A 20,273-nucleotide genomic window follows, 5' to 3' on the forward strand; every position below is an offset into this window, starting at 1 on the left:
CGGGCTTTTTTATTCCCCATTTTTGGGATTCTACTTAGCTTTTTCTCTCCGTTTTTCCATATTTAAACATTTGTAAAATGGCTAAATTTCACTTATCTGCCAAAATTAATAATCGAGCCAAGCCCGTTATACCAATTGGTATTATTCGTTATCAGGTATTTTGGAGACAGTGTGCTAATAAAAATCCGCTTATCTTTCTATATATGCTTATTTATTATTGGGTTATTGGTCGCATTACAGGCATGTGATACGAAACAAAACACCAAAGTGAAAATTGGGATCTTACACTCAATGACGGGCACTATGTCTTTTAGTGAGCGGGACCTTGTCGATGTTATCTCTTTGGCAATAAAGGAGATTAATAGAGGTGGGGGCTTGCTGGGTAAAAAGATTGAGCCCGTTTTAGCCGACGGTGCTTCGGATTGGAATATATTTGCAGCTAAGGCGGAGAAGTTAATCACCACAGATAAGGTTGCGGTCATTTTTGGCTGCTGGACATCGAGTTGCCGTAAGTCGGTTAAGCCTGTGATTGAGGAGCATCATCACTTGATGTTTTATCCTCTGCAGTATGAGGGACTGGAGTTATCACCTAATATCATCTACACAGGGGCGACCCCTAACCAGCAGATAATTCCGAGTGTTCATTGGGCGTTAGAGAACATAGGTGAGCGTGTTTACTTGATTGGTTCTGATTATATCTTTCCTCGGGCTGCCAATATGATCATTAAAGATCAGCTAAAAAGTCGTGGTATTACTCCCCTAGGTGAGACCTATATTCCTTTAGGCTCGAACGATCTTACTGAAGCCTTAAGGGAGATTGCAGAGCTTAAGCCTGATGTTGTGGTGAACACGATTAATGGTGATAGCAATATCGCGTTTTTTAGAGGGATCAGCACCCTAAGTAAAGTTAAAGTGCTCTCTTATAGTATTGGTGAGCCGGAAGTGAGAGCGATAGGGGCGGAATTAATGGTGGGGCATTTTGCCGCCTGGAACTATTTTCAAAGCATTGATAGTGATGAAAATAAACGCTTTATTGATGCTTTTAAGAGGGAGTTTGGAGCCGAGAGAGTGGTGAACGATCCCATGGAAGCCACCTATATAGGGGTTAAATTATGGGCTCAAGCCGTCAAGTCTGCTGGGAGTTTCGAGCCGTTAAGAATACGCAGTACTTTAGCTCATCAGAGCTTGAATGCTCCCCATGGGGTGGTATCGGTTGAGGCGATATCTCAACATCTATGGAAAACGGTTCGAATAGGGCAAGTTCGTGATGACGGCCAGTTTGATATTGTATGGTCCAGTGACTCCCCCATCAGGCCAAGCCCGTTTCCTACCTATCATAAGAAGCAGGAGTGGCTAAAACGACTTAGGGAGTTAGAGCTGAAATGAATCGATTTGGTTTATCAAGTGTCCTTTTCTTCTGGTTACTTATCAGTGTTATGGTGCCGACATTTCTACTCTCAGCTCTCTATCTTTCCTCTTTTAAAGAGACGTTATTAGAGCAGGAGCAGGAGCATCTCTCTCAATTTGCTGATAAAAAAGTGAAGGAGGTGGAAGACTATGTCAGTGAGAGGATTTCCGATGCTTTTACGTTATCCCAGTCGGCGGAAGTAATAGAGTTATTTAGTCGGTTATTGACCCACTATCAGATTGACAGAGAGGGGCAGGACTATTTAGGAATATTGGAAAATTATCAGGCGGTTTATCAGCAATATACAGACTATGGCTATCTAGATCTCCTTTTTATTACTCCTTCAGAGGAGGTGATATTTTCCTTAACGGACAAACATGAGTTTGATAAAGAGCAGCTTCCAGGTGAGGCCTTTTCCCATGGGTTGCATGGGGTTGTGCAGAAGGCTAAGTACTTTCTTGAGTCATCCTCCTCTAGCTTTGAATACTCACCTTTGTTAAAGCAAGCAACTGCTTACATAGGAGCGCCGATACTGCTAGATGGAAAACTACTTGGGGTGATAGTGCTTCAAGTCGATAGCCAAATTATTCAGAGGGTGACGTTAGATGTGAGTGGAAATCTCTCCAGTCGTGAGGTGGTTGTAGCTGCAAAGCGAGGCAGTTACTTCAGCTATCAGGCTCAGCTTAAGTATGACTCTGAAGTTGAAATTGGTGGCTTACTACCTGTATTTAAGTTACCTAAGCCGCTATCTAATGCGATATCAGGATTAAGAGGGGTCGTGTTTGCAGAGGATTACAGAGGGGAAAAGGTGATCGCGGCAACCCGTTATATTCCATCAGTTCAATGGGGGTTAGTGCTAAAGGAAGATCTCGATGATGTGATGTTGGCATATCATGAGTTATTAAGGCTGAGTATATTTATGTTTCTAGCGGTGATCTTCTGTGTGTTGTTACTGTCTGGTTTTTTAGGCCGCTGGTTAGCTAAACCTTTTGAGTCCATGATTGAGATGACACAAGCGATCGCTTCAGGTACCACGAAGAGCACTATTTTGCCTCAAGGAACAAAGGAGAGTTATGCCCTAGCGCTAAGTTTTAACCAGATGACTCACTCCCTCGCGTTGGCAAGAGAGACGTTAGAGCAGCAAGTTGAGGAGCGGACTCGGGATCTCACTCACGAGATCAGCTTGAGAGAGAGTAAAGAGCGAGCGCTCACTGAGAGTTATAAGGAGCTTAATGAGTCAATGGAGCGTATGCAGTCTATGCAATCTCAGTTGGTGGAGACTGAAAAGATGGCTTCACTGGGTGGGCTAGTGGCAGGTTTTGCTCACGAACTAAATACGCCCATAGGGGTTGCTATTACTGCTTCTTCATTGTTTTTGAGAGAGTTAATTATCTTAGAGGAGTGCTATAAAAACAGCACATTAACTGAAGTGGTGTTCGATCAGTACCTTAGTGAGATCAAAGATACCTGTTTTCTGCTTGATAGGAACTTAAAACGCACGGCATCTCTCGTGAGTAACTTTAAATTGGTGGCTGTGGAGCAAACAAATCTGCATAAGGAGAAGTTTGATCTCCGTGATTTAGTGGATTCACTGTTAAAGAGCTTAACTCCCGAGACAAAAAAATATCCAGTTGAAATAGTTAATGAGATCCCTGGTGAGATCATCATTAACTCCTATGCGGGTGATTTTTATCAGTTGTTAACGAACCTAGTGTTGAATGCGATGATCCATGCATTTGATGGTATGAAGGAGGGGAAGTTAACCATCTGTGCCTCCTTGTGCCAATATAACCTAGTCCTTACTGTGGCTGATAATGGCAAAGGAGTTTCGCAAGAGCATCTTTCCTGTATCTTTGAACCCTTCTTTACAACTCGACGAGGCTCTGGAGGCAGTGGGCTTGGTTTGAGTATTGTCTATAACATAGTGACACATAAGCTTCGTGGTGATATTCAGGTCAGCTCAATTCCAGGGCAAGGTACTGAGTTTATCATCACCTTTCCCATCGACACCTAATCCAAGCGCTATGTAAAGGTTTAATGCTCTTTAGTGATCCTTCGACTAAGAGCACTCTGGCTTATTCCCAACATCTGAGCAGCAGCTGTTTGATTGTTTGCCGTACGGCTCATCGCTTCCTGGATTAACGCGTTACTGATCTCGGCGAGAGTGGGGAGTGTTTTTGGAAAGATAATTTTGCTCTCGGATATGCCCACCGCGCCCTTTTGTGCATTTATCGCCTCCATAAAGGGGGTGATGTTGAGTTGAACACCATCACTGCGACTGACACTGTCGAACACCATGCCTTTTAATTCATGTAGATTCCCAGGAAAGTCATAGTCTGCCAGTTGTTGTGCTAAGTTGGTGGGCTGAAGCGGGCTCTCTAACCCCATCTCTTTTGCTGCCCTAGCAATAAAGTGGTTGATTAACATTGAGTGATCGAGTTTGCGCTCCCTTAGCGGAGGAAGCTTAATCTTATGTGAGCAGAGTCGATAGAGTAGGTCACTGCGAAATTTTCCTAACTTGTTAAGGGCAACCAGATCATCTTGAGTCGAGGTGATGATTTTGCACTTTACTGGATAGGATCGATCGCTGCCAATGGGGTAGTACTGTTTATGTTCAATCACATCGACCAATTTTGCTTGTGCTTCAAGGGGCAGTTCTGCTATCTCATTTAGGTGAAGCATACCCTCTCCCACCTGATGTAGAGCGCCAGCTTGTGCTGAGATCTGGCCATCCTCTTGAGTATGTATCTGACCAAATAGCTGTAGCTCAAATGCTTGAGTACTGATACCTGCCAAGTTGATATTGATAAAAGGCGCCTTACTGCAGCAGAGCTGGTGACAAGATTGCGCAAATTCATCTTTACCGGTTCCGCTTTCGCCTTGGATAAGGATAGGTTCTGGACTCTGAGCGACCGCCTCGAGGTAGCGAAACTGATCGAGCAAAACTGGCTCACAGGTTAAGATGTTATTGAAGGCTTCGGGCTGAGCAAGAGTGCGGCTTAAAAAGCGCTCCTTAATGCGTAGGTAGTTTCGCTCTAATCCAACGACCTCAAGTGCACGACGTACGGTCCTTGCCAAGTCTTCCACTTTGTCAGTTTTAATAAAGTAATCATAGGCACCATTTTTGATACAGCGAACCGCAGTATCGACCTCATTGACGCCAGTGACGATAATGACTCTAGTTTTAGGAAAGCTGGTGCGGATCATCTCCAGTAGCGTCTCTCCTGAGTGGAATGGCATGGTTAGATCGAGCAGGACTAAGGCGTACTCCTCTACCGATAAACGGTCAATAACTTGTCTGCTATCGATACAGGTATCGACCTGTGCTTCGGGCACGAGGCGGTTTAATGTTAGAGCAAGAGCTCTTAACCATGAAGCTTCATCATCGACCAATAAAATGTTTCTGGCTAACTTCATCTCTCTGTCTCCAAGCTTATTACTCTCTCTTGCTCTGATTGTTGCGCTAGTGTTTGTTCTGTTATTGCAGAAACTAAGGGGAATCGAATGCTAATTTTTGTTCCTTTGCCTGGGCGCGAATTTATCTGCATCTGTGCGTTATGCTCCTTAATTATTCGGCTACAAACAGATAGGCCTAAGCCTGTGCCGCCACTGGAACGTCTAGTGGTAAAGAAAGGCTCTGTGATCCGTTTTAGTGTGGCATCATCCATTCCTGTGCCTGTGTCAGCTATCGTTAAATAGTGTTCGCTATCTCGGGTATAGGTTTCGATAGTGATAAGGCTAGGTGCACTGTCCGAGATAGGTTTTGAGGCATGACAGGCGTTTTGTATCAGATTAATCAATACCTGCTGTAGCTGCTGAGCATCTCCCATCAACTCTGGCTCGGGCTGCTGAAGATGAGTCGTTAGGTTAAATAGCTTTATCTGATTTGCAGTGAGGCGTAGCGATACTGTGACCACTTCATTAAGTTTAATTGGCCTATGTTTGTTGGCGATATTGGGTCTTGCATAGCATTTTAGGTCACTCACAATTCTGCTTATCCGATTTGCCCCCTCATCTATCGTTGCACAGCTCATCTCCAACTCTTCGATGGCCTGATTAGGGTCTAACCCCGCAACAGACCAAAATGGGTTTTGCTGAATATAGTGGTGGGCTACGGGTTTTAGGTCGCAAAGTGCGTGGTTTAAAAAGGCAATAGAGTGAATGATAAGCCCAGTAGGGTTGTTTATCTCATGGGCAACACCAGCAGAGAGTTCACCTAAAGAGGCTAACCTGCTGGCTTCATTATTAGCTTGCCTTAGGGCTTGCTGCTCTGTGGTCTCCTCTAGCAGGATCACAGCTTGATCTTCGGCGATAGGGTGGATCTGCAGTTGCCAATATTGAGCGTGATAACTCATATCGGCAGTGAGGGATTTTTGCTCATTTAGCACCTCGATTAACGAGTCATCGAGCTGAAATACCTGGCCTAGGGTAAAGTGAAATTCTGGGCTTTTCAGCAGCAGGTTATTTTTGTCATTACTCCATAGGCATTCGCATTTACGGTTAAATATGGTGACTCCATGAGGAATGCCATTAAGCACAGATTGAAACTGCTGCGACAGACTTAATATCTGCTGCTCAGCTTTACGGCGCTGCACCAGCTCTGATTTTAGGGATAGGGTCCGCTTGCGCAGGCTTGCACTGATGTAGGCGGTGAGTATCATGCCAAACGCTGAGATAATGCTAACTAAAATTGCCAGCCATAACATCTTCTGTTGAGTCGTCGTCAGATCGACCTTCTCTCGGCCAGTGCCGAACCACTTATTGACGAGTTTGTCATATTCGCCAGAGAGCTTGAGCTGCCTTAGGGCTTCATTAATCTGTGCCATTAATGACGCATTTTGACTATTGGTGACAAAGTTAAAGGCGCCATATATCAGTGGATCACTAGAGCTTCTGATGGAGGGGTAGAAAGGCAAGAGTCGTCTGGCGACAAAGTTTTCAGCTAGAACCACATCGACTTCACCTTTTATAAGCAGTTGGAAGCCTGTTTCATAAAGATCGACATCTATGCGCTCAAACTCCTGCTCTTGGCCTGAGAGATAAACGTCGACAAATGCGCCTTTTTTGATAGCAACGCGTTTACCTACTAGATCATGCCAGCCATTAATAAACGCTTTTCCCTGCAGAGTATAAGCTTTGGCATGGGTAGCATAGATGGGATCTGATTGACTCAGATCTCTGTCGATAGTGACAGGGCTGACAATGGCGATAACATCGATATCACTCTCGGGTGAGTGAACATCGCTCAGCAGTTGCTGGAAGGTTTTGCGCCTTGTCAGAATTCTTGCGTTACACAGCTGGCCAATACGATTCATTAGTTCGATATTAAAGCCTTGATCAACGCCGTTATTTCGCCACTCAAGGGGAGCTGTCTTGGAGTGGACGCCAAATACTATGCTCTGCTTTGGCTGAGTATCTGCATAGGAAAACAGCGGAGTTAACAGCGTAAAAGAGAGTAAAAACAGTAAATATTTCATGGCGTTCATTTTATCAAAACATGTGCTGAGTAAATGTGGCATCAGGCTCGAATTTAGATTTTTCACTATTATTTTTCTCTTGTTTCATCCTGTTTACGCGACTAATTCTCCAAAAATATAGTCGACTTAACGAGTGGCTTAATCTTCCCCAATACTTTTTGTGATCTACCTCTTTAGAGGGTATGCAAAAATGCATACTCTCCAATTTAGCTATGCAGCTTTGCATGATGAGAAAAGTGAGCTGTGAGACCTGCTTGGTTTTAGGGTTATGTTTGCAGCTCCAGCTTGAGAGAGGGGGCAGGAACATCGAAAATTGATGTGAAATAGAGGGGGCACGATATCAAACCATGATACGGCGAAACTCTAGCAAAAATAATAGAGATGACGGCTCGATTAAAGCAAAAAATCTGTTTTAACGAGCATTAGGAGACGTGATGAAAAAGCTAAAAAGTGCCATCTACTTGGCAACGCTATTGGGAACTGCTGGTCTAGTTGCAAACGCAACTGCGGCAGACAATCTTGCTGACTTCCATGCTGAAAACCAAGAGTGTGATTCTTGTCATACTGCTGATGGTGAGTTATCTAACGATAACCTTAGCTATGAAAATGCCCAGTGTGTTTCCTGTCACGGCTCCATGGCGGAGGTTGCAGAAGAGACCAAACATGAACATTACAATGCTCATGATTCTCACTTCCCTGGCGATGTTGCTTGTACCTCTTGTCACAGTGCTCATGAAAAATCTATGGTCTACTGTGACTCTTGCCACAGCTTTGATTTCGACATGCCTTATGTGGGCAAGTGGGAACGTCACGAGCCAAGTATCGCTGAACTTGCAAAAGATAAATCGGAGCGTGAAGCTGCATTAGCCGCCGCGCCGAAAGATACCGTCGATGTGGTTGTTGTCGGTTCTGGTGGAGCTGGTTTCTCTGCATCCGTTGCTGCTCATGATAAGGGCGCATCTGTCATCCTTATTGAGAAGGAGCCTGTTATCGGTGGTAACGCTAAGTTAGCCGCTGGTGGTATGAACGCTGCTTGGACTGATCAACAAAAAGCCAAAGGCATTGAAGACAGCGTTGATTCGATGAGAAAGGACACCATGAAAGGGGGCCGCGATCTTAACAATCCAGCTCTAGTTGATGTGTTAGTGACTCACTCTAAAGGCTCTGTGGATTGGATGACCGCCATGGGCGCCGATCTTAATGATGTTGGCCGTATGGGCGGCGCATCGGCTAACCGTTCTCACCGTCCAACGGGTGGGGCAGGTGTTGGCGCTCACGTGATTCAGGTGCTTTACGATAACGCGGTTAAGCGTGATATCGATATGCGTATGAATACCCGCGGTATTGAGATCCTTAAAGATGATTCAGGTAAGGTTAAAGGCCTACTCGTTAAAGGTATGTACAAGGGCTATTACTGGATTAAGGCCGATGCTGTGATTTTGGCAACCGGTGGCTTTGCGAAGAATAATGACCGCGTCGCTAAGCTAGATCCTAAGCTTAAAGGCTTTATCTCAACGAACCAACCAGGTGCAACCGGTGATGGTATCGATGTGGCTGCTAATGCAGGGGCTGCGATGCAAGACCTTCAATATATCCAAGCTCACCCAACGCTATCAGTTAAAGGTGGTGTGATGGTTACTGAAGCGGTACGTGGTAATGGTGCAATCTTAGTAAACCGTGAAGGTAAGCGATTCGTTAATGAGATCACCACACGTGATAAAGCTTCTGCCGCGATTCTTGAGCAAACTGGTAAGTCCGCTTACCTGATTTTCGATGACTCAGTGCGTAAATCACTGAAGAAAATTGATAAGTACATAGGTCTTGGCGTGGTGCCAACGGCTGACACATTAGTGAACTTAGGTAAACTTGAGAACATCGATGGTAAAGCGTTGACCGAAACCGTCGCCCGCTACAACACCTTAGTGACGAGTGGTAAAGATACCGACTTTGGACGTCCTAACTTGCCTCGTGCACTTAATGAAGGTAACTACTACGCCATTGAAGTGACACCAGGTATTCATCACACAATGGGCGGCGTTAAGATTGACTCTAAAGCTGAGATCATGAATGCCAAGCAGCAAGTGATCCCAGGTCTTTATGGCGCGGGTGAAGTGACAGGCGGTGTGCACGGTGCCAACCGTCTAGGTGGTAACGCTATCTCCGATATCATCACCTTCGGTCGAGTGGCAGGTGAAGAAGCAGCGACCTATTCTAAGAAAAACTAATCTTAGAGTGTTAGTTTGCTAAAGGTTAGCTGTTAAGTTCGTCTTATAAGTTAACCTTTAAATTGAAAGCCTTTATCTACGGATAAAGGCTTTTTTGTTTTTTCAATTTTAGTTGATGCAGGGTGAGCTAGCCTTCGAATGAAGACTGAATGCATTTTCTGACTTGATTCATTTGTTTGGTTTGGTACTTGGTAGGTTGTTGAAGGTCGTACTATCGTTGTTATCTATTGCCTGCCGCAGGCATATGTGCAAGTAATCTCTCGGTACGCTGGCTCTTGATTTTTATAAGAGTCATCCATGGGCGCTCTACGATTTCATCCCTGAAATCGAAGCTCGCAGCCGCACCTACACTTGTTCATGGTTTTCTTCGATTTGGCCTTACTTGGGGAGGTTTTGTAAATGGTTTTAGCCCCAAAATTGGTTAGCCTTCGAATGAAGTCTGATTACATTTCTTGTTTAGTTTCTGGCTGGTTTGATATTTGGTGTTGTGTTTGAAAATCGTACCTTCATTGTTATCTATCGCTTCCAGCGGGGGAATGTGTAGTTACCTCTGCGAGACGCCGTAAACACCTCCATGTGGGCTCTACCAAAACATCCCTGTTTTGGAAGCTCGTAGCCGCAGCTACACTTGATTATTTTTCTCTTCGATTTGGTTTTATTATTGAAATGGTGATTCTAAACACTAGCTAAGTTGAGCTGTTTAGACGTTGCACTTTCTGCAATCATCCCAGCTCTTTGTTTCACTCAAGCAGAAAAGTTGGTAACTAGCTGGCAGTCAAGCTTCACTTATTGATGGTTAATGGCTTTACTGTTAGCTTAAGTGATAAATACACTGGCTATCTCTTTTAGATCGTTCTTATTGAGAATGTTCTTACCTAATATTTTGTTAACTGTATGCAGGACATTATGAACGAAGAAGTTATGGCAAAATCTCTTTTAGCAAAAAGGGATAGCGGTATTACCGTTGTTAGTGGGCTTAGTTCTATCAGAGGACGTCTCGTATTTCGGTGTGTTCTTTTAGGAGTTTTGTATTTTCTGTATACTCAGTCTGGCGATAGTGTCATTCTCTATTTGGGAATTGGTTATGTTATAGGGATGACCATTCAAGATGTAAGCTGGTTCTCTACTATTGCCAAAACGTGGTCATTTAGCTGTTAAAGTTACGGACTGGAAAAAGGTAGAAGAACTAGCTGGTAAAAACAGTTAACAAACGGCTGGAGCCTGGACTCCAGTAGACTTAATGTTGCCTATTGTTGATCTGAAATTAATACAAAATAAGCCTCTCGAGCTTCTTTACCGCGACTTCTTTCTTTCGGTATGATTTTTGGGCTAAAAGCAGGGGAGAGATGTTTTTACTTACATTCCAATTCTGCGATTGCTTCTTTATCCTCATTATTAATGGCTTCGAGACACTTTTCTATTTTCACTTTCTCAAACTCCAACAAGAGTTCTTGCTGAAGTGCTGTTATTTCTTTTTTATCATTACTGCTAAAAGCATCAAATACAGTGCCAACAGCAGTAAAGTATTCTTTTAAAATTGCGGCTGGAATTCCAAAGAATGCAAGGAGTTCAGAATCTGTATTTTGAGTGTATTGGATTAGCGTTCCATCATTAAATGTTATGTTTGAGCTATTTGTTGAGAAAAAAGTTTTTGAGACTGGTAAAAAGCGATCTGGAGAGTAAGATGGGCTGAACAACAATTTACTGGTGCTATAGGTATCTGAATAACTATCCTCTTTATTGATAGTGCCGATAAAGGGAGCCTCCTGACGGTAGAAGTACCCAGATAATTCAACATTTGTACTTGTATCAATCCCAGCTTGGTATAATTGTTTTACGGTTTGAGCGGGAGTGACCTCGAAAGAAATGCCGCATAATAAAGCTGGAGAGCCTAGTTTGATAATTTTTCTGTATATTCTTGGTTCTGAACATTTATCTTTAATGGTATCAGGAAAGTTCATCAAGATATTGTTTAAACCTCCAACGGATGAACTCAACTTTTCTAAGGCTTCCTGTACTTGACTTGTATATGATGCGTTTGATGAGGTCAATAAACCATTCGATGAAACTTTTACAATGAGTTTGTTTTTTCCAAATAGACTGTCGTTAAAACGTAATATATAAGGCGCAGATAAATCTGGGTAAGCTGCAGAAGTAACTATATCAATTGACTCAACTTTAGTTTCTCCATTCTCTTTTTCTATTACAACTTGAGCTATAAAATCCTTTTTTGGCATGTAGTAAATAAGGCCGTCTAGGTTATCAGCGCTTGGATTTTTTACTGTGCTGATGCTGCTACAAGCAATCATGAAAGTGAGGCAAATGGATAAGATTGTTATTCTAAGCATAAGTGGCTCCTATTTTAACTTGCTGTAGTTTCGAAATATCTTTTCTTGTCATGATTGCTGGTAGTGAGCTGTCAGGAAAAAAGTCCAGAACTTGTTTATTTAAATACCCTAGTCTAATTTAAGTCTTTACTTTATCTAGCGCCATAGTCCTTAAGTAGGTTTATAAAAAAGACAGGACAGCCACACTTTGGTCTTTTAGCTATAACTTCCTTGTTCAAAGTAGAAGTGATTTCTGTCCAAAAACGTTTCACCGTCATACAAACCTTAAGTCGAAGAGATAAACAATCAAGTGTGAACGCGGCTGTGGGCTTCGGTTTCAAGGAGGAAACCGCAGAGCGGCCAAGGATGGCTTCACAGCGTCCCGCAGAAGTATTCACACATAAGGCATGCTGCAGGCAATAAACATTAGTTTAGGTATGGTATTTAGGAAACCAACCAAATACCTAAGTAGCTCAATGAGCCCAGCTTTTAAAAGATACTCAAGACCAATTATCTGATAGGTCTGAATTCACTGCTGCAAGCAATAAACATCAACAAAGTTATGCTTAACTGAAAATAACCAAACACAAACTCAGCTCAATGAACCAATCCAAAAGATATTTGTAACTTGCTATCTGGCAAGTCAGCAAAACTTGTAAAAAAGTAATAAAAAGCGCAACCCTAATGACTAGGATTGCGCTTCCTTATAAATAGAGATTAGCAGCTTAGCGATTGAAGCTTATAAAGCTGGTTCTTCACTGTAATCCAAACTGTGGTACTCAAGACAAGTTTTAACTTCGTTGGCTGAGCCTAAGATCACCGCTACGCGCTGGTGGATCTCGCTTGGCTCGATATCCATGATGGTCTCATAACCAGTAGAGGCGATACCGCCAGCTTGCTCAACCAAGAATGACATTGGGTTTGCTTCGTACATTAAACGTAGCTTGTATGGCTTCTGTGGGTTTTTATTGTCCGTTGGGTAAGTAAAGATCCCGCCGCGAGAGAGTACGCGGTGAACATCCCCCACCATGGCTGCTATCCAGCGCATGTTGAAGGCTTTTTCACGTGGGCCAATAGTGCCTAGGAGCAGATCGCTGATGTAGGTTTGCATCGGTGCTTCCCAGAAACGTTGGTTAGACATATTGATGGCAAACTCACCAGTGTCTTTGCTGATGCTCATCGCTTCGGTGGTGAGAAGGTACTCATTGGTTTCAGGATTAAGGGTGAATAGCTGCACCCCTTTACCTGTGGTCAGTGCCAGCATTGTCGATGGACCGTAGAGTACATAACCAGCTGCTACTTGTTTACGACCTGCTTGTAAGAAGCTTGACTCGGTTAGCTCGCCAGTTGGAGCGGGAAGCACTGAGAAGATAGTGCCCACTAATGAGTTGATGTCGATATTTGATGAGCCATCAAGAGGGTCGAAGCAGACTAGGTATTCACCTTTATCGCCAACTTCAACAATATAATCTTCCTCTTCCGATGCTAATCCGCGAACGGTATTGTCAGCCTTTAAGGCGTCTTTGAGCATGTCGTTGGTGATAACATCGAGCTTTTTCTGAGTCTCACCTTGAACGTTTTCCTGCTCAGTTGCACCAAGTACGCCGGCAAGTGCACCATGGCGTACGGCATGGCTTATCTCTTTTGAGGTGTTCGCTAAAGTATGGATAAGCTGAGTCAGAGAGGCGTCTACCCCTTGTGATGTCAGATTTTGAGCCAAGGTTTGCATGTTATTTCCTATGACATTATCAATATGTGAGGTCGGGTATAAATTTTTATTTTGCGCATCATACCTGAGATCGAACCTTTTTTCAGCGCCGATGATCTTGATTTTAGTCGGATTAGGACTAGTTTTTATTTTATCCCGCTTTAGGGCACAATAAGCTTCGCTATTTATACACTCTTTCAGTGAGTTATTGATGATTGGCTAGAACGATAACTATTAAAAATAATAACAATTAAAACAATCAGCGTTAGGAAGTAATAATGACGACAAGATGGATCACCTCAGCCCTTATGGCGGTACCTATGCTACTTTCAACTCCCATATCCGCGTCTCAAACAGACAATAATCAATTGAGCCAAGCTCAAGTTAATCAAGGCATTGTGGATAGTGATACCCAAGCTTTGTTATCGGCAGCGGGGAAAAAACCGCTCTCAATAGAACGTATGTACGCATCTCCTGCACTGGCGGGGACGAGTCCTCGTGGTTTGAAACTCTCACCCGATGGCAAGCGTGTGACCTATCTGGCAGGGCGTAAAGACAATCAACACTTTTATGATCTGTGGCAGATGGACGTAGCTTCCGGTAAGCAGTCTATTTTGCTTAACGCCGATAAGCTGACCATAGGTGAGCTTTCCGACGAGGAGAAGGCGAGGCGTGAGCGTCAACGTATTTATGGGCAAGGGATCATGGAGTATTTTTGGTCTGATGATAGTAATGCCCTGCTTATCCCCGCATCTGGTGTGCTCTATTACTACTCTTTAAGCGATAACAAGGTGACATTGTTGCCTACAGGTGAGGGCTTTGCGACCGATGCACGCCTTTCACCAAAAGGTCACTATGTCTCCTTTGTGCGAGATCAAAACCTGTTTGTGTTAAGCCTAAGCGATATGAAGGTAACGGCGTTGACCACAGATGGTGGCGGGGCGATTAAGAATGCCATGGCTGAGTTTGTCGCCCAAGAGGAGATGGGCCGTATGACGGGTTACTGGTGGTCTCTCGATGAAACGGCGATTGCTTATACTCGTATCGATGAGTCTGATGTTGAGTTGGTTACTCGTAATGAGATCTATGCCGATGGTATTAAGCTGACCGAGCAGCGTTATCCCTATGCGGGCAAAAATAACGTCAAGGTTGATTTAGGCGTGATCAAACTAAGCAATCAAAAAGTGACTTGGATTGATTTAGGTAAAGAGCAAGATATCTACCTTCCCCGGGTTAAATGGTTGCCCGATAGCCAGCGGTTATCTTATCAGTGGCAGAGCCGAGATCAGCAGAGGTTAGATCTACGAGTTGTCGATATCAACAAGGGAGATAGGGCTAAAAATTTGGTTGAGGAGCGCAGTGAAGCTTGGATTAACCTCAATGACGACCTGCACTTTCTAAAAGAGCAAGATAGCTTTATCTGGGCTTCTGAGCGTGACGGCTTTAATCATCTTTATCTGTTTGGTTTAGATGGCAAGGTAAAAACGCAACTGACATCAGGCGATTGGGTTGTTGATGGCGTTGAGTTTGTCGATGAGAAGGCGGGATGGATCTATTTCACTGGTCGTAAAGATACGGCGGTAGAGCAGCACCTTTATCGTGTGCCATTAGCGGGAGGTGAAGTTGAAGGTGTGAGTCAGCGCCGCGGCATGCATTCTGTGGTATTTGCCGATAATCAGGCCGTGTACCTTGATTACTTCAATAGCTTAGTTCAGCCGCCTCAGGTGAGCCTGCATGGTGAGAAAGGTCAGCATCTGGCTTGGGTGGAGCAGAATAAAATAGATGAGAACCATCCGCTTAATGAGTATTTAGGCTTGTGGCAGGTGCCGGAGTTTGGCTTGATTAAGGCGGAAGATGGCCAAGAATTGCAATATCGCCTATTTAAACCCTCAGATTTTACCAAAGATAAAAAATACCCGGTTGTGGTACGAGTTTACGGTGGCCCCCATGCTCAGCTGGTGGTGAATAGCTGGGGTGAGCATGACTACTTCACTCAATATCTATTGCAGCAGGGCTTTATGGTGTTCCAGTTAGATAACCGCGGCTCGGCTCATCGTGGCACTCAATTTGAGCATGTGATCTATCAACACCTTGGTGAAGCGGAAGTGAATGACCAAAAAGCCGGTGTCGATTATCTAAGAACGCTGCCTTATGTCGCTGGTGATAAGATTGCACTTTATGGCCACAGTTATGGTGGTTATATGGCCCTGATGGGACTGTTTAAAGCTCCTGATTATTTCAAAGCCGCCATCTCTGGTGCGCCAGTCACCGATTGGGCTCTGTATGACACTCATTATACTGAGCGTTACTTGGGGCATCCTGAACAGAATGCCAAAGGTTATGAAGCCAGTAGTGTATTTCCCTATGTTAAAAACTATCAGTCGGGTCTATTGATGTATCACGGCATGGCCGATGACAATGTGTTATTTGAGAACAGTACTAAGGTCTATAAAGCCTTGCAGGATGAGGGCAAGTTGTTCCAGATGATTGATTATCCAGGCTCTAAGCACTCTATGCGTGGAGAGAAGGTGAGAACTCACCTATATCGCTCATTGGCTGATTTTTTAGAGCGAGAGTTGATGTAGAGGTTAGCTTGGAAGTCTTAGGATACTCCTCTTAGTTTATAGGTAACTTCAAGTATCAGAGCGCTAGAAGTTACCTCTTCAAGAGTTGTGATGCTTAAATGGTGTCCAGTCAGTCTGTACTATCTGCACCATTTAGGTAATGTATTTGCGAGTTACCCTGATTTAGATCGCTCAAACAATAAGCCCGTAGAGGGGAAGACGTCTGTAGCGTCAAATTAAGAAAAACTCAATGCCAGTAACTAATTCATCTAACTAATACTTTTTTATTCCGTTATTTCCTATAGGTTATAAAACCTGACTCCTCTGATTATTAGTAACCCAAAGTTTACGCTGTTTGCTTCTTTGTTGTTTTTGTGAAGTGTAAATGTTTCGTCTTTGTTTGTTTAAGTGTCTTTTTTTGTGCTAAAAACGTTGATTCCTTGGTGTGTTCTACTAAGGATTTTCCTTTAACTTAGTATTTCTTCGGGATAAGAGGGGAGCTGAGTTGGTAGTAGTAAATATGGAATATAACAAAACACTATAAAGTGTTAAGGAATTGACAAGTGAAAACTCAAATCGCAATTGCAGTGTCTACTGCGCTACTCTCCATGTCTGTCAATGCTGCAGGGCATCCATACAGTGAGAACAATGCAGTGTTATCTAAATCAGCTGAAGTTAGAGCACAGATCCCCACTGTAGACTCTAAGTCAGATACACGAAATCAAGTGGTACGTACCCATGCTGTGTTTACTCCAGAGGCTAACCTAGGCTCGGGAATTCATAGATACTTTGTACGTCTAATTGAAAATCCAGTTGCTCTTTATCAAGGTGGAATCGAAGGCTATAAAGCAACGTCTTCTGATAGCGTTAAAGGTAAAAGTAGAAAACTAGATGTAAACAGTAAAAGTGTTAAGTCATACCGCTCTTTTCTGAACTCTCGTCAAGACAGTGTTATTGCTAAAGCAACCTCTTTACTAGGGGAGCTGAATATAAAGCAAAGAACAACACTTGCTTATAACGGTATGGTTGTTGAGATGACCCAAGCTCAAGCGGCTAAGTTGTCTAAAGTTGCTGGTATTGCGAATATTCAAAGGGAAGTTCTGCGCAAAACCATGACAGATTCAGGTCCAGCGATAATTAAAGCGCCCGCAGTATGGAGTGGTGAAGCAACGGGAACTGCGAGTCAAGGTGAGGGGATGATTGTTGGTATCATAGATACAGGTATCAATGCAGATCACCCATCTTTTGCTGATATTGGTGGTGATGATTACGATCACACGAACCCATGGGGTCAAGGTACTTACTCTGGTGATTGTGCTGGAGACTTCCCTGAGCTTTGTAATGATAAGTTGATTGGTGTACATAGTTGGCCTGCCGTAACCGATGAGTATTTAGACTATGATCTGGATGTTCCACCAAACGGTGAAGATCACAATGGTCATGGTTCACATACCGCTGGTACAACAGCTGGTAACGTACTTAAAGATGTTAATGTGCCAGATGTTGATGGTGGAGAGACTGGTGTTGTATTTGAATCTATGTCAGGTGTTGCGCCACACGCAAACATAGTCTCCTATCAGGTATGTCTTCCAGGCGAGGATGATGATATTGGATTTGCAGGTTGTCTACCTTCATTAACCGTTCTTGCAGTTGAGCATGCAATTGAAAACGGTGTCGATGCACTTAACTACTCTATTGGTGGTGGTTCTAGAAACCCATGGAATAGTGCTGATGCATTAGCTTTTTTATCTGCACGTAAAGCGGGTATACACGTTGCCACTTCTGCTGGTAATGATGGTCCAGGTCCAGAAACTGTAGGTTCACCAGGTGATGCACCTTGGCTAACGACCGTTGCTGCTTATACCCATGACAGAGATTTTTCTGACAAAACCGTTGGTAGCTTTACTGGTGGTGATACAGAGGCGCCTAAAGATCTGACTGGTAAGGCGATGACTGGAGCTGTTACTGGCTCAATCGTCTATGCCGGAAGCTTTGATAATGGAAATGATCCTGATAACGATCCTGCCCAGTGTTTGGAGCCATTTCCTGAAAACACATTTGCAGCTGACACTATAGTTGTCTGTGATCGTGGTGAAATTGCTCGTGTTGATAAGGGCCGTCATGTGAAAGCGGGTGGTGCTGCTGGTTTGGTTTTGGCTAACATACATGGAGAAGATGAGGCAACAAACGTTGTTGCTGATGCTCATGTATTACCCGCCATTCATATTGATGCTGATGACGGTGATATGCTACGCGCTTGGTTAGCAAGTGGTACTGGACATCAAGCTAGTATTACGGGCACTAAAGTTGTTCATGACGATGAATTTGCTCGAATCGCTGCAGGTTTTACTTCTCGTGGTCCAAATAAGTCTGTACCAGATGTGATTGCACCATCAATTGCAGCTCCCGGTGTTAGTATTTTTGCCGCTTATGCTGACGATCAATCAGATGCTTTCAAACAGTTTCCTGATCCGAATGATTATGGCTTCTTAAGTGGAACTTCGATGGCAAGTCCACATATTGCAGGTGCGTTAACTTTACTTGCAGGCATTCACCCTGAATGGACTCCTGCTGAAGTTCAATCTGCGCTAATGATGACTGCAAACCAAGCCACATTTAAAGAGGATGGTGAAACTCCATCAGACTTCTTTGATATGGGAGCTGGTTATGCAGATATAGAGGCCGCGGCTAAATCAGGTCTAGTCATGGATGAGACCTATGTTAATTATGTGAAAGCTGATCCAGGGTTAAATGGACAACCTTCACAGATTAATTTACCAACTATGGCTAATGCTAAGTGTGTGGGTGAATGTACTTGGACTCGTACTGTTAAGGCGACTAAAGCTGGAACATGGAGCGCTAGTACCCTTGGAGTTACCGATGGTTTAGCACTTAGCGTATCTCCTGCTAGTTTTGAGTTAGAAGCAGGCGAAACACAAGATCTAACAATCACGGCTGATGTGTCCGCTGCAAGTGCTGGCTGGAATTTTGCTAATATTAAGCTTGTTGCTTCCGGTATGCCAGAAGTTAAATTGCCTGTAGCCGTTATGAGTAATGGTAATAATTTACCTGCTAGTGTATCGATTACTGCAGGTCGAACCGAAGGTAGCATGACTTATACGGGGTTTGTTGCAAGCGAGCTATCGGCTATTACAGCTGGAGTTTATGATAAAGCTTCTAACTTGATTGAACCAACAACAGTTTCTGTACCTGAAGATGACTTTGAGGTAGTTGTAGTTGAATTTGATGAAGTTGTTCCTAATGTTATATTTTCTACTTCTTCTGAGACCGCTCCGGATGTGGATTTGCGTATTTTTAATGGCACTTTCACTAAAATAGGAAGCAGCGGTGGGCCTGATTCTGATGAGTCTGTTTCATTTACTAATTTACCAGCAGGTACATACTACATAGTCGTTGATGGTTATAAAGCCTCTACTCCAGGTGGTTCAGATGACGTAACAGTAAAAGTCACTTCTGTCGTGGCTGATGAAGCATCATTGAGTGATGATGTATCTGTTAAAGTATCTGAAGATGAAGGAGAGTTTAGCCTCACTTTTGATTGGGATACTGATAAGAGCTCTTCAGGTATTCTTATTCTTGAGTCTGGCGATAAGAGTGCTATGTTGCAAGTTCCTTATAGCTTAGTTCGTAAGGATGATGTCACTCATATCACCAATTTATCTGATGCTATGACTGCTGGTGAAGCGAGTCGAGTTAGCTTTGATGTTGAGCCTAACTTCTCTGATGAAGATAGGGAATACACATTTACAGCTCAGATGTCAGCAGGTCACAAGGTTGATAATATCTCTAACGATGGTTCTCATGAAGGAAATACGATCACTTGGAGTGTGACTCAAGCTGCAGCTTCCGGCGAAAGCCTTTCTGTTGGTTTTGACTTAATACCAACGAAAGCGGGTGATGCATATGCACTGAAATTAACTAACGAACTTGGCTCTGATGTAATTGAAGAGACCATTAAATTTGGTGTGATGGAAGTTGCACCTGTTGCCATGATTGACGCTCCTACGAGTGTTACGGATAGCGCAATGATCACGCTAGATGGGAGTGCATCTTATGACGGGAATGATGATGAATTGACCTATCAGTGGAAACAAACTGGTGGTGCTTATGTTGATCTAGGAGCCAATAGTCAGAGTGTTACTTTTGATGCTCCTGAGGTGAATGGTCAAAGTACAGTTTTATCATTTGAGTTAACCGTTTCTGATGGTAATGGAAATTCTGATACCTCAATGACGACTGTTACCGTAAGAGAAACGCCAGATTTTGGTGGTGGGTCTATGGGATGGATTGCAACCTTGTTACTTCCGCTTGTTTGGATGAGACGTAAGCTCCGTGGTTGATAATATTAAGTAATCTAATAAAAGGCTAACGAATGTTAGCCTTTTTCATTTATATGCTTTGCGTTATGTTAGCTGTAATGTGCCAGTTCTGTATTTTTAGTTTCTTTAAATTAATCACTACTTAAGATACTGTAAACTTGAAGTGCCAAATGTTAGGTAATGAAGTTCAAGTTTTTATTTAGACCTAATTCATCTCTGGTGTC

Annotated in this window: 9 protein-coding genes; 5 read left to right on the forward strand and 4 right to left on the reverse strand. The window is 43.4% G+C overall.

What is annotated here, in order from left to right; translation table 11 throughout:
- The first annotated feature begins 171 nt into the window (after positions 1 to 171).
- Both urtA and K0625_RS10900 read left to right on the forward strand, forming a co-directional pair.
- Positions 172 to 1,386 (forward strand): urea ABC transporter substrate-binding protein, encoded by a 1,215-nt coding sequence (urtA, locus tag K0625_RS10895; protein ID WP_220109708.1) that lies wholly within the window; start codon positions 172 to 174, stop codon positions 1,384 to 1,386.
- Positions 1,383 to 3,422: a sensor histidine kinase gene (locus K0625_RS10900; RefSeq protein WP_220109709.1), complete on the forward strand. Its 2,040-nt coding sequence runs from the start codon at positions 1,383 to 1,385 to the stop codon at positions 3,420 to 3,422. Before urtA ends, K0625_RS10900 begins: the two co-directional genes overlap by 4 nt.
- A gap of 20 nt (positions 3,423 to 3,442) precedes the next feature.
- Here K0625_RS10900 and K0625_RS10905 read toward each other — a convergent pair whose 3' ends face one another.
- Positions 3,443 to 4,825 carry a sigma-54-dependent transcriptional regulator gene (locus tag K0625_RS10905; protein ID WP_220109710.1) on the reverse strand — a complete coding sequence of 461 codons (1,383 nt, stop codon included), beginning with the start codon at positions 4,823 to 4,825 and terminating at the stop codon, positions 3,443 to 3,445.
- Positions 4,822 to 6,885, reverse strand: a complete 2,064-nt coding sequence (locus K0625_RS10910) for an ATP-binding protein (RefSeq protein WP_232847032.1) — start codon at positions 6,883 to 6,885, stop codon at positions 4,822 to 4,824. The genes K0625_RS10905 and K0625_RS10910 overlap by 4 nt, the downstream gene beginning before the upstream one ends.
- 434 nt (positions 6,886 to 7,319) lie before the next feature.
- Between K0625_RS10910 and K0625_RS10915 the strand changes: the two genes are divergently transcribed.
- Positions 7,320 to 9,110 (forward strand): flavocytochrome c, encoded by a 1,791-nt coding sequence (locus K0625_RS10915; protein WP_220109711.1) that lies wholly within the window; start codon positions 7,320 to 7,322, stop codon positions 9,108 to 9,110.
- Positions 9,111 to 10,462: 1,352 nt separating this feature from the next.
- Here the strand turns inward: K0625_RS10915 and K0625_RS10920 are convergent.
- On the reverse strand, positions 10,463 to 11,458 hold the full coding sequence (locus K0625_RS10920; RefSeq protein ID WP_220109712.1) for a hypothetical protein: 996 nt from the start codon (positions 11,456 to 11,458) through the stop codon (positions 10,463 to 10,465).
- 718 nt (positions 11,459 to 12,176) lie between these two features.
- Complete coding sequence (locus tag K0625_RS10925) at positions 12,177 to 13,166, reverse strand: class 1 fructose-bisphosphatase (protein WP_220109713.1); 990 nt, start codon at positions 13,164 to 13,166, stop codon at positions 12,177 to 12,179.
- Positions 13,167 to 13,423: 257 nt separating this feature from the next.
- Here K0625_RS10925 and K0625_RS10930 point away from each other — a divergent pair, with 257 nt between their 5' ends.
- Positions 13,424 to 15,730, forward strand: coding sequence for a S9 family peptidase (locus tag K0625_RS10930; RefSeq protein WP_220109714.1), 2,307 nt, complete (start codon positions 13,424 to 13,426; stop codon positions 15,728 to 15,730).
- 542 nt (positions 15,731 to 16,272) lie between these two features.
- Positions 16,273 to 20,070 (forward strand): S8 family serine peptidase, encoded by a 3,798-nt coding sequence (locus K0625_RS10935; RefSeq protein WP_220109715.1) that lies wholly within the window; start codon positions 16,273 to 16,275, stop codon positions 20,068 to 20,070.
- Positions 20,071 to 20,273: the final 203 nt, after the last annotated feature.

Source organism: Shewanella nanhaiensis, from assembly GCF_019457885.1.
Taxonomy (GTDB): domain Bacteria; phylum Pseudomonadota; class Gammaproteobacteria; order Enterobacterales; family Shewanellaceae; genus Shewanella; species Shewanella nanhaiensis.

Excerpts from the sequence above, each read along its gene's own strand:
- K0625_RS10900 (WP_220109709.1), top strand. The coding sequence starts at position 1,383 with ATGAATCGATTTGGTTTATCAAGTGTCCTTTTCTTCTGGTTACTTATC.
- K0625_RS10920 (WP_220109712.1), bottom strand. The coding sequence starts at position 11,458 with ATGCTTAGAATAACAATCTTATCCATTTGCCTCACTTTCATGATTGCT.
- K0625_RS10915 (WP_220109711.1), top strand. The coding sequence starts at position 7,320 with ATGAAAAAGCTAAAAAGTGCCATCTACTTGGCAACGCTATTGGGAACT.
- K0625_RS10910 (WP_232847032.1), bottom strand. The coding sequence starts at position 6,885 with ATGAAATATTTACTGTTTTTACTCTCTTTTACGCTGTTAACTCCGCTG.
- K0625_RS10930 (WP_220109714.1), top strand. The coding sequence starts at position 13,424 with ATGACGACAAGATGGATCACCTCAGCCCTTATGGCGGTACCTATGCTA.
- K0625_RS10925 (WP_220109713.1), bottom strand. The coding sequence starts at position 13,166 with ATGCAAACCTTGGCTCAAAATCTGACATCACAAGGGGTAGACGCCTCT.
- K0625_RS10905 (WP_220109710.1), bottom strand. The coding sequence starts at position 4,825 with ATGAAGTTAGCCAGAAACATTTTATTGGTCGATGATGAAGCTTCATGG.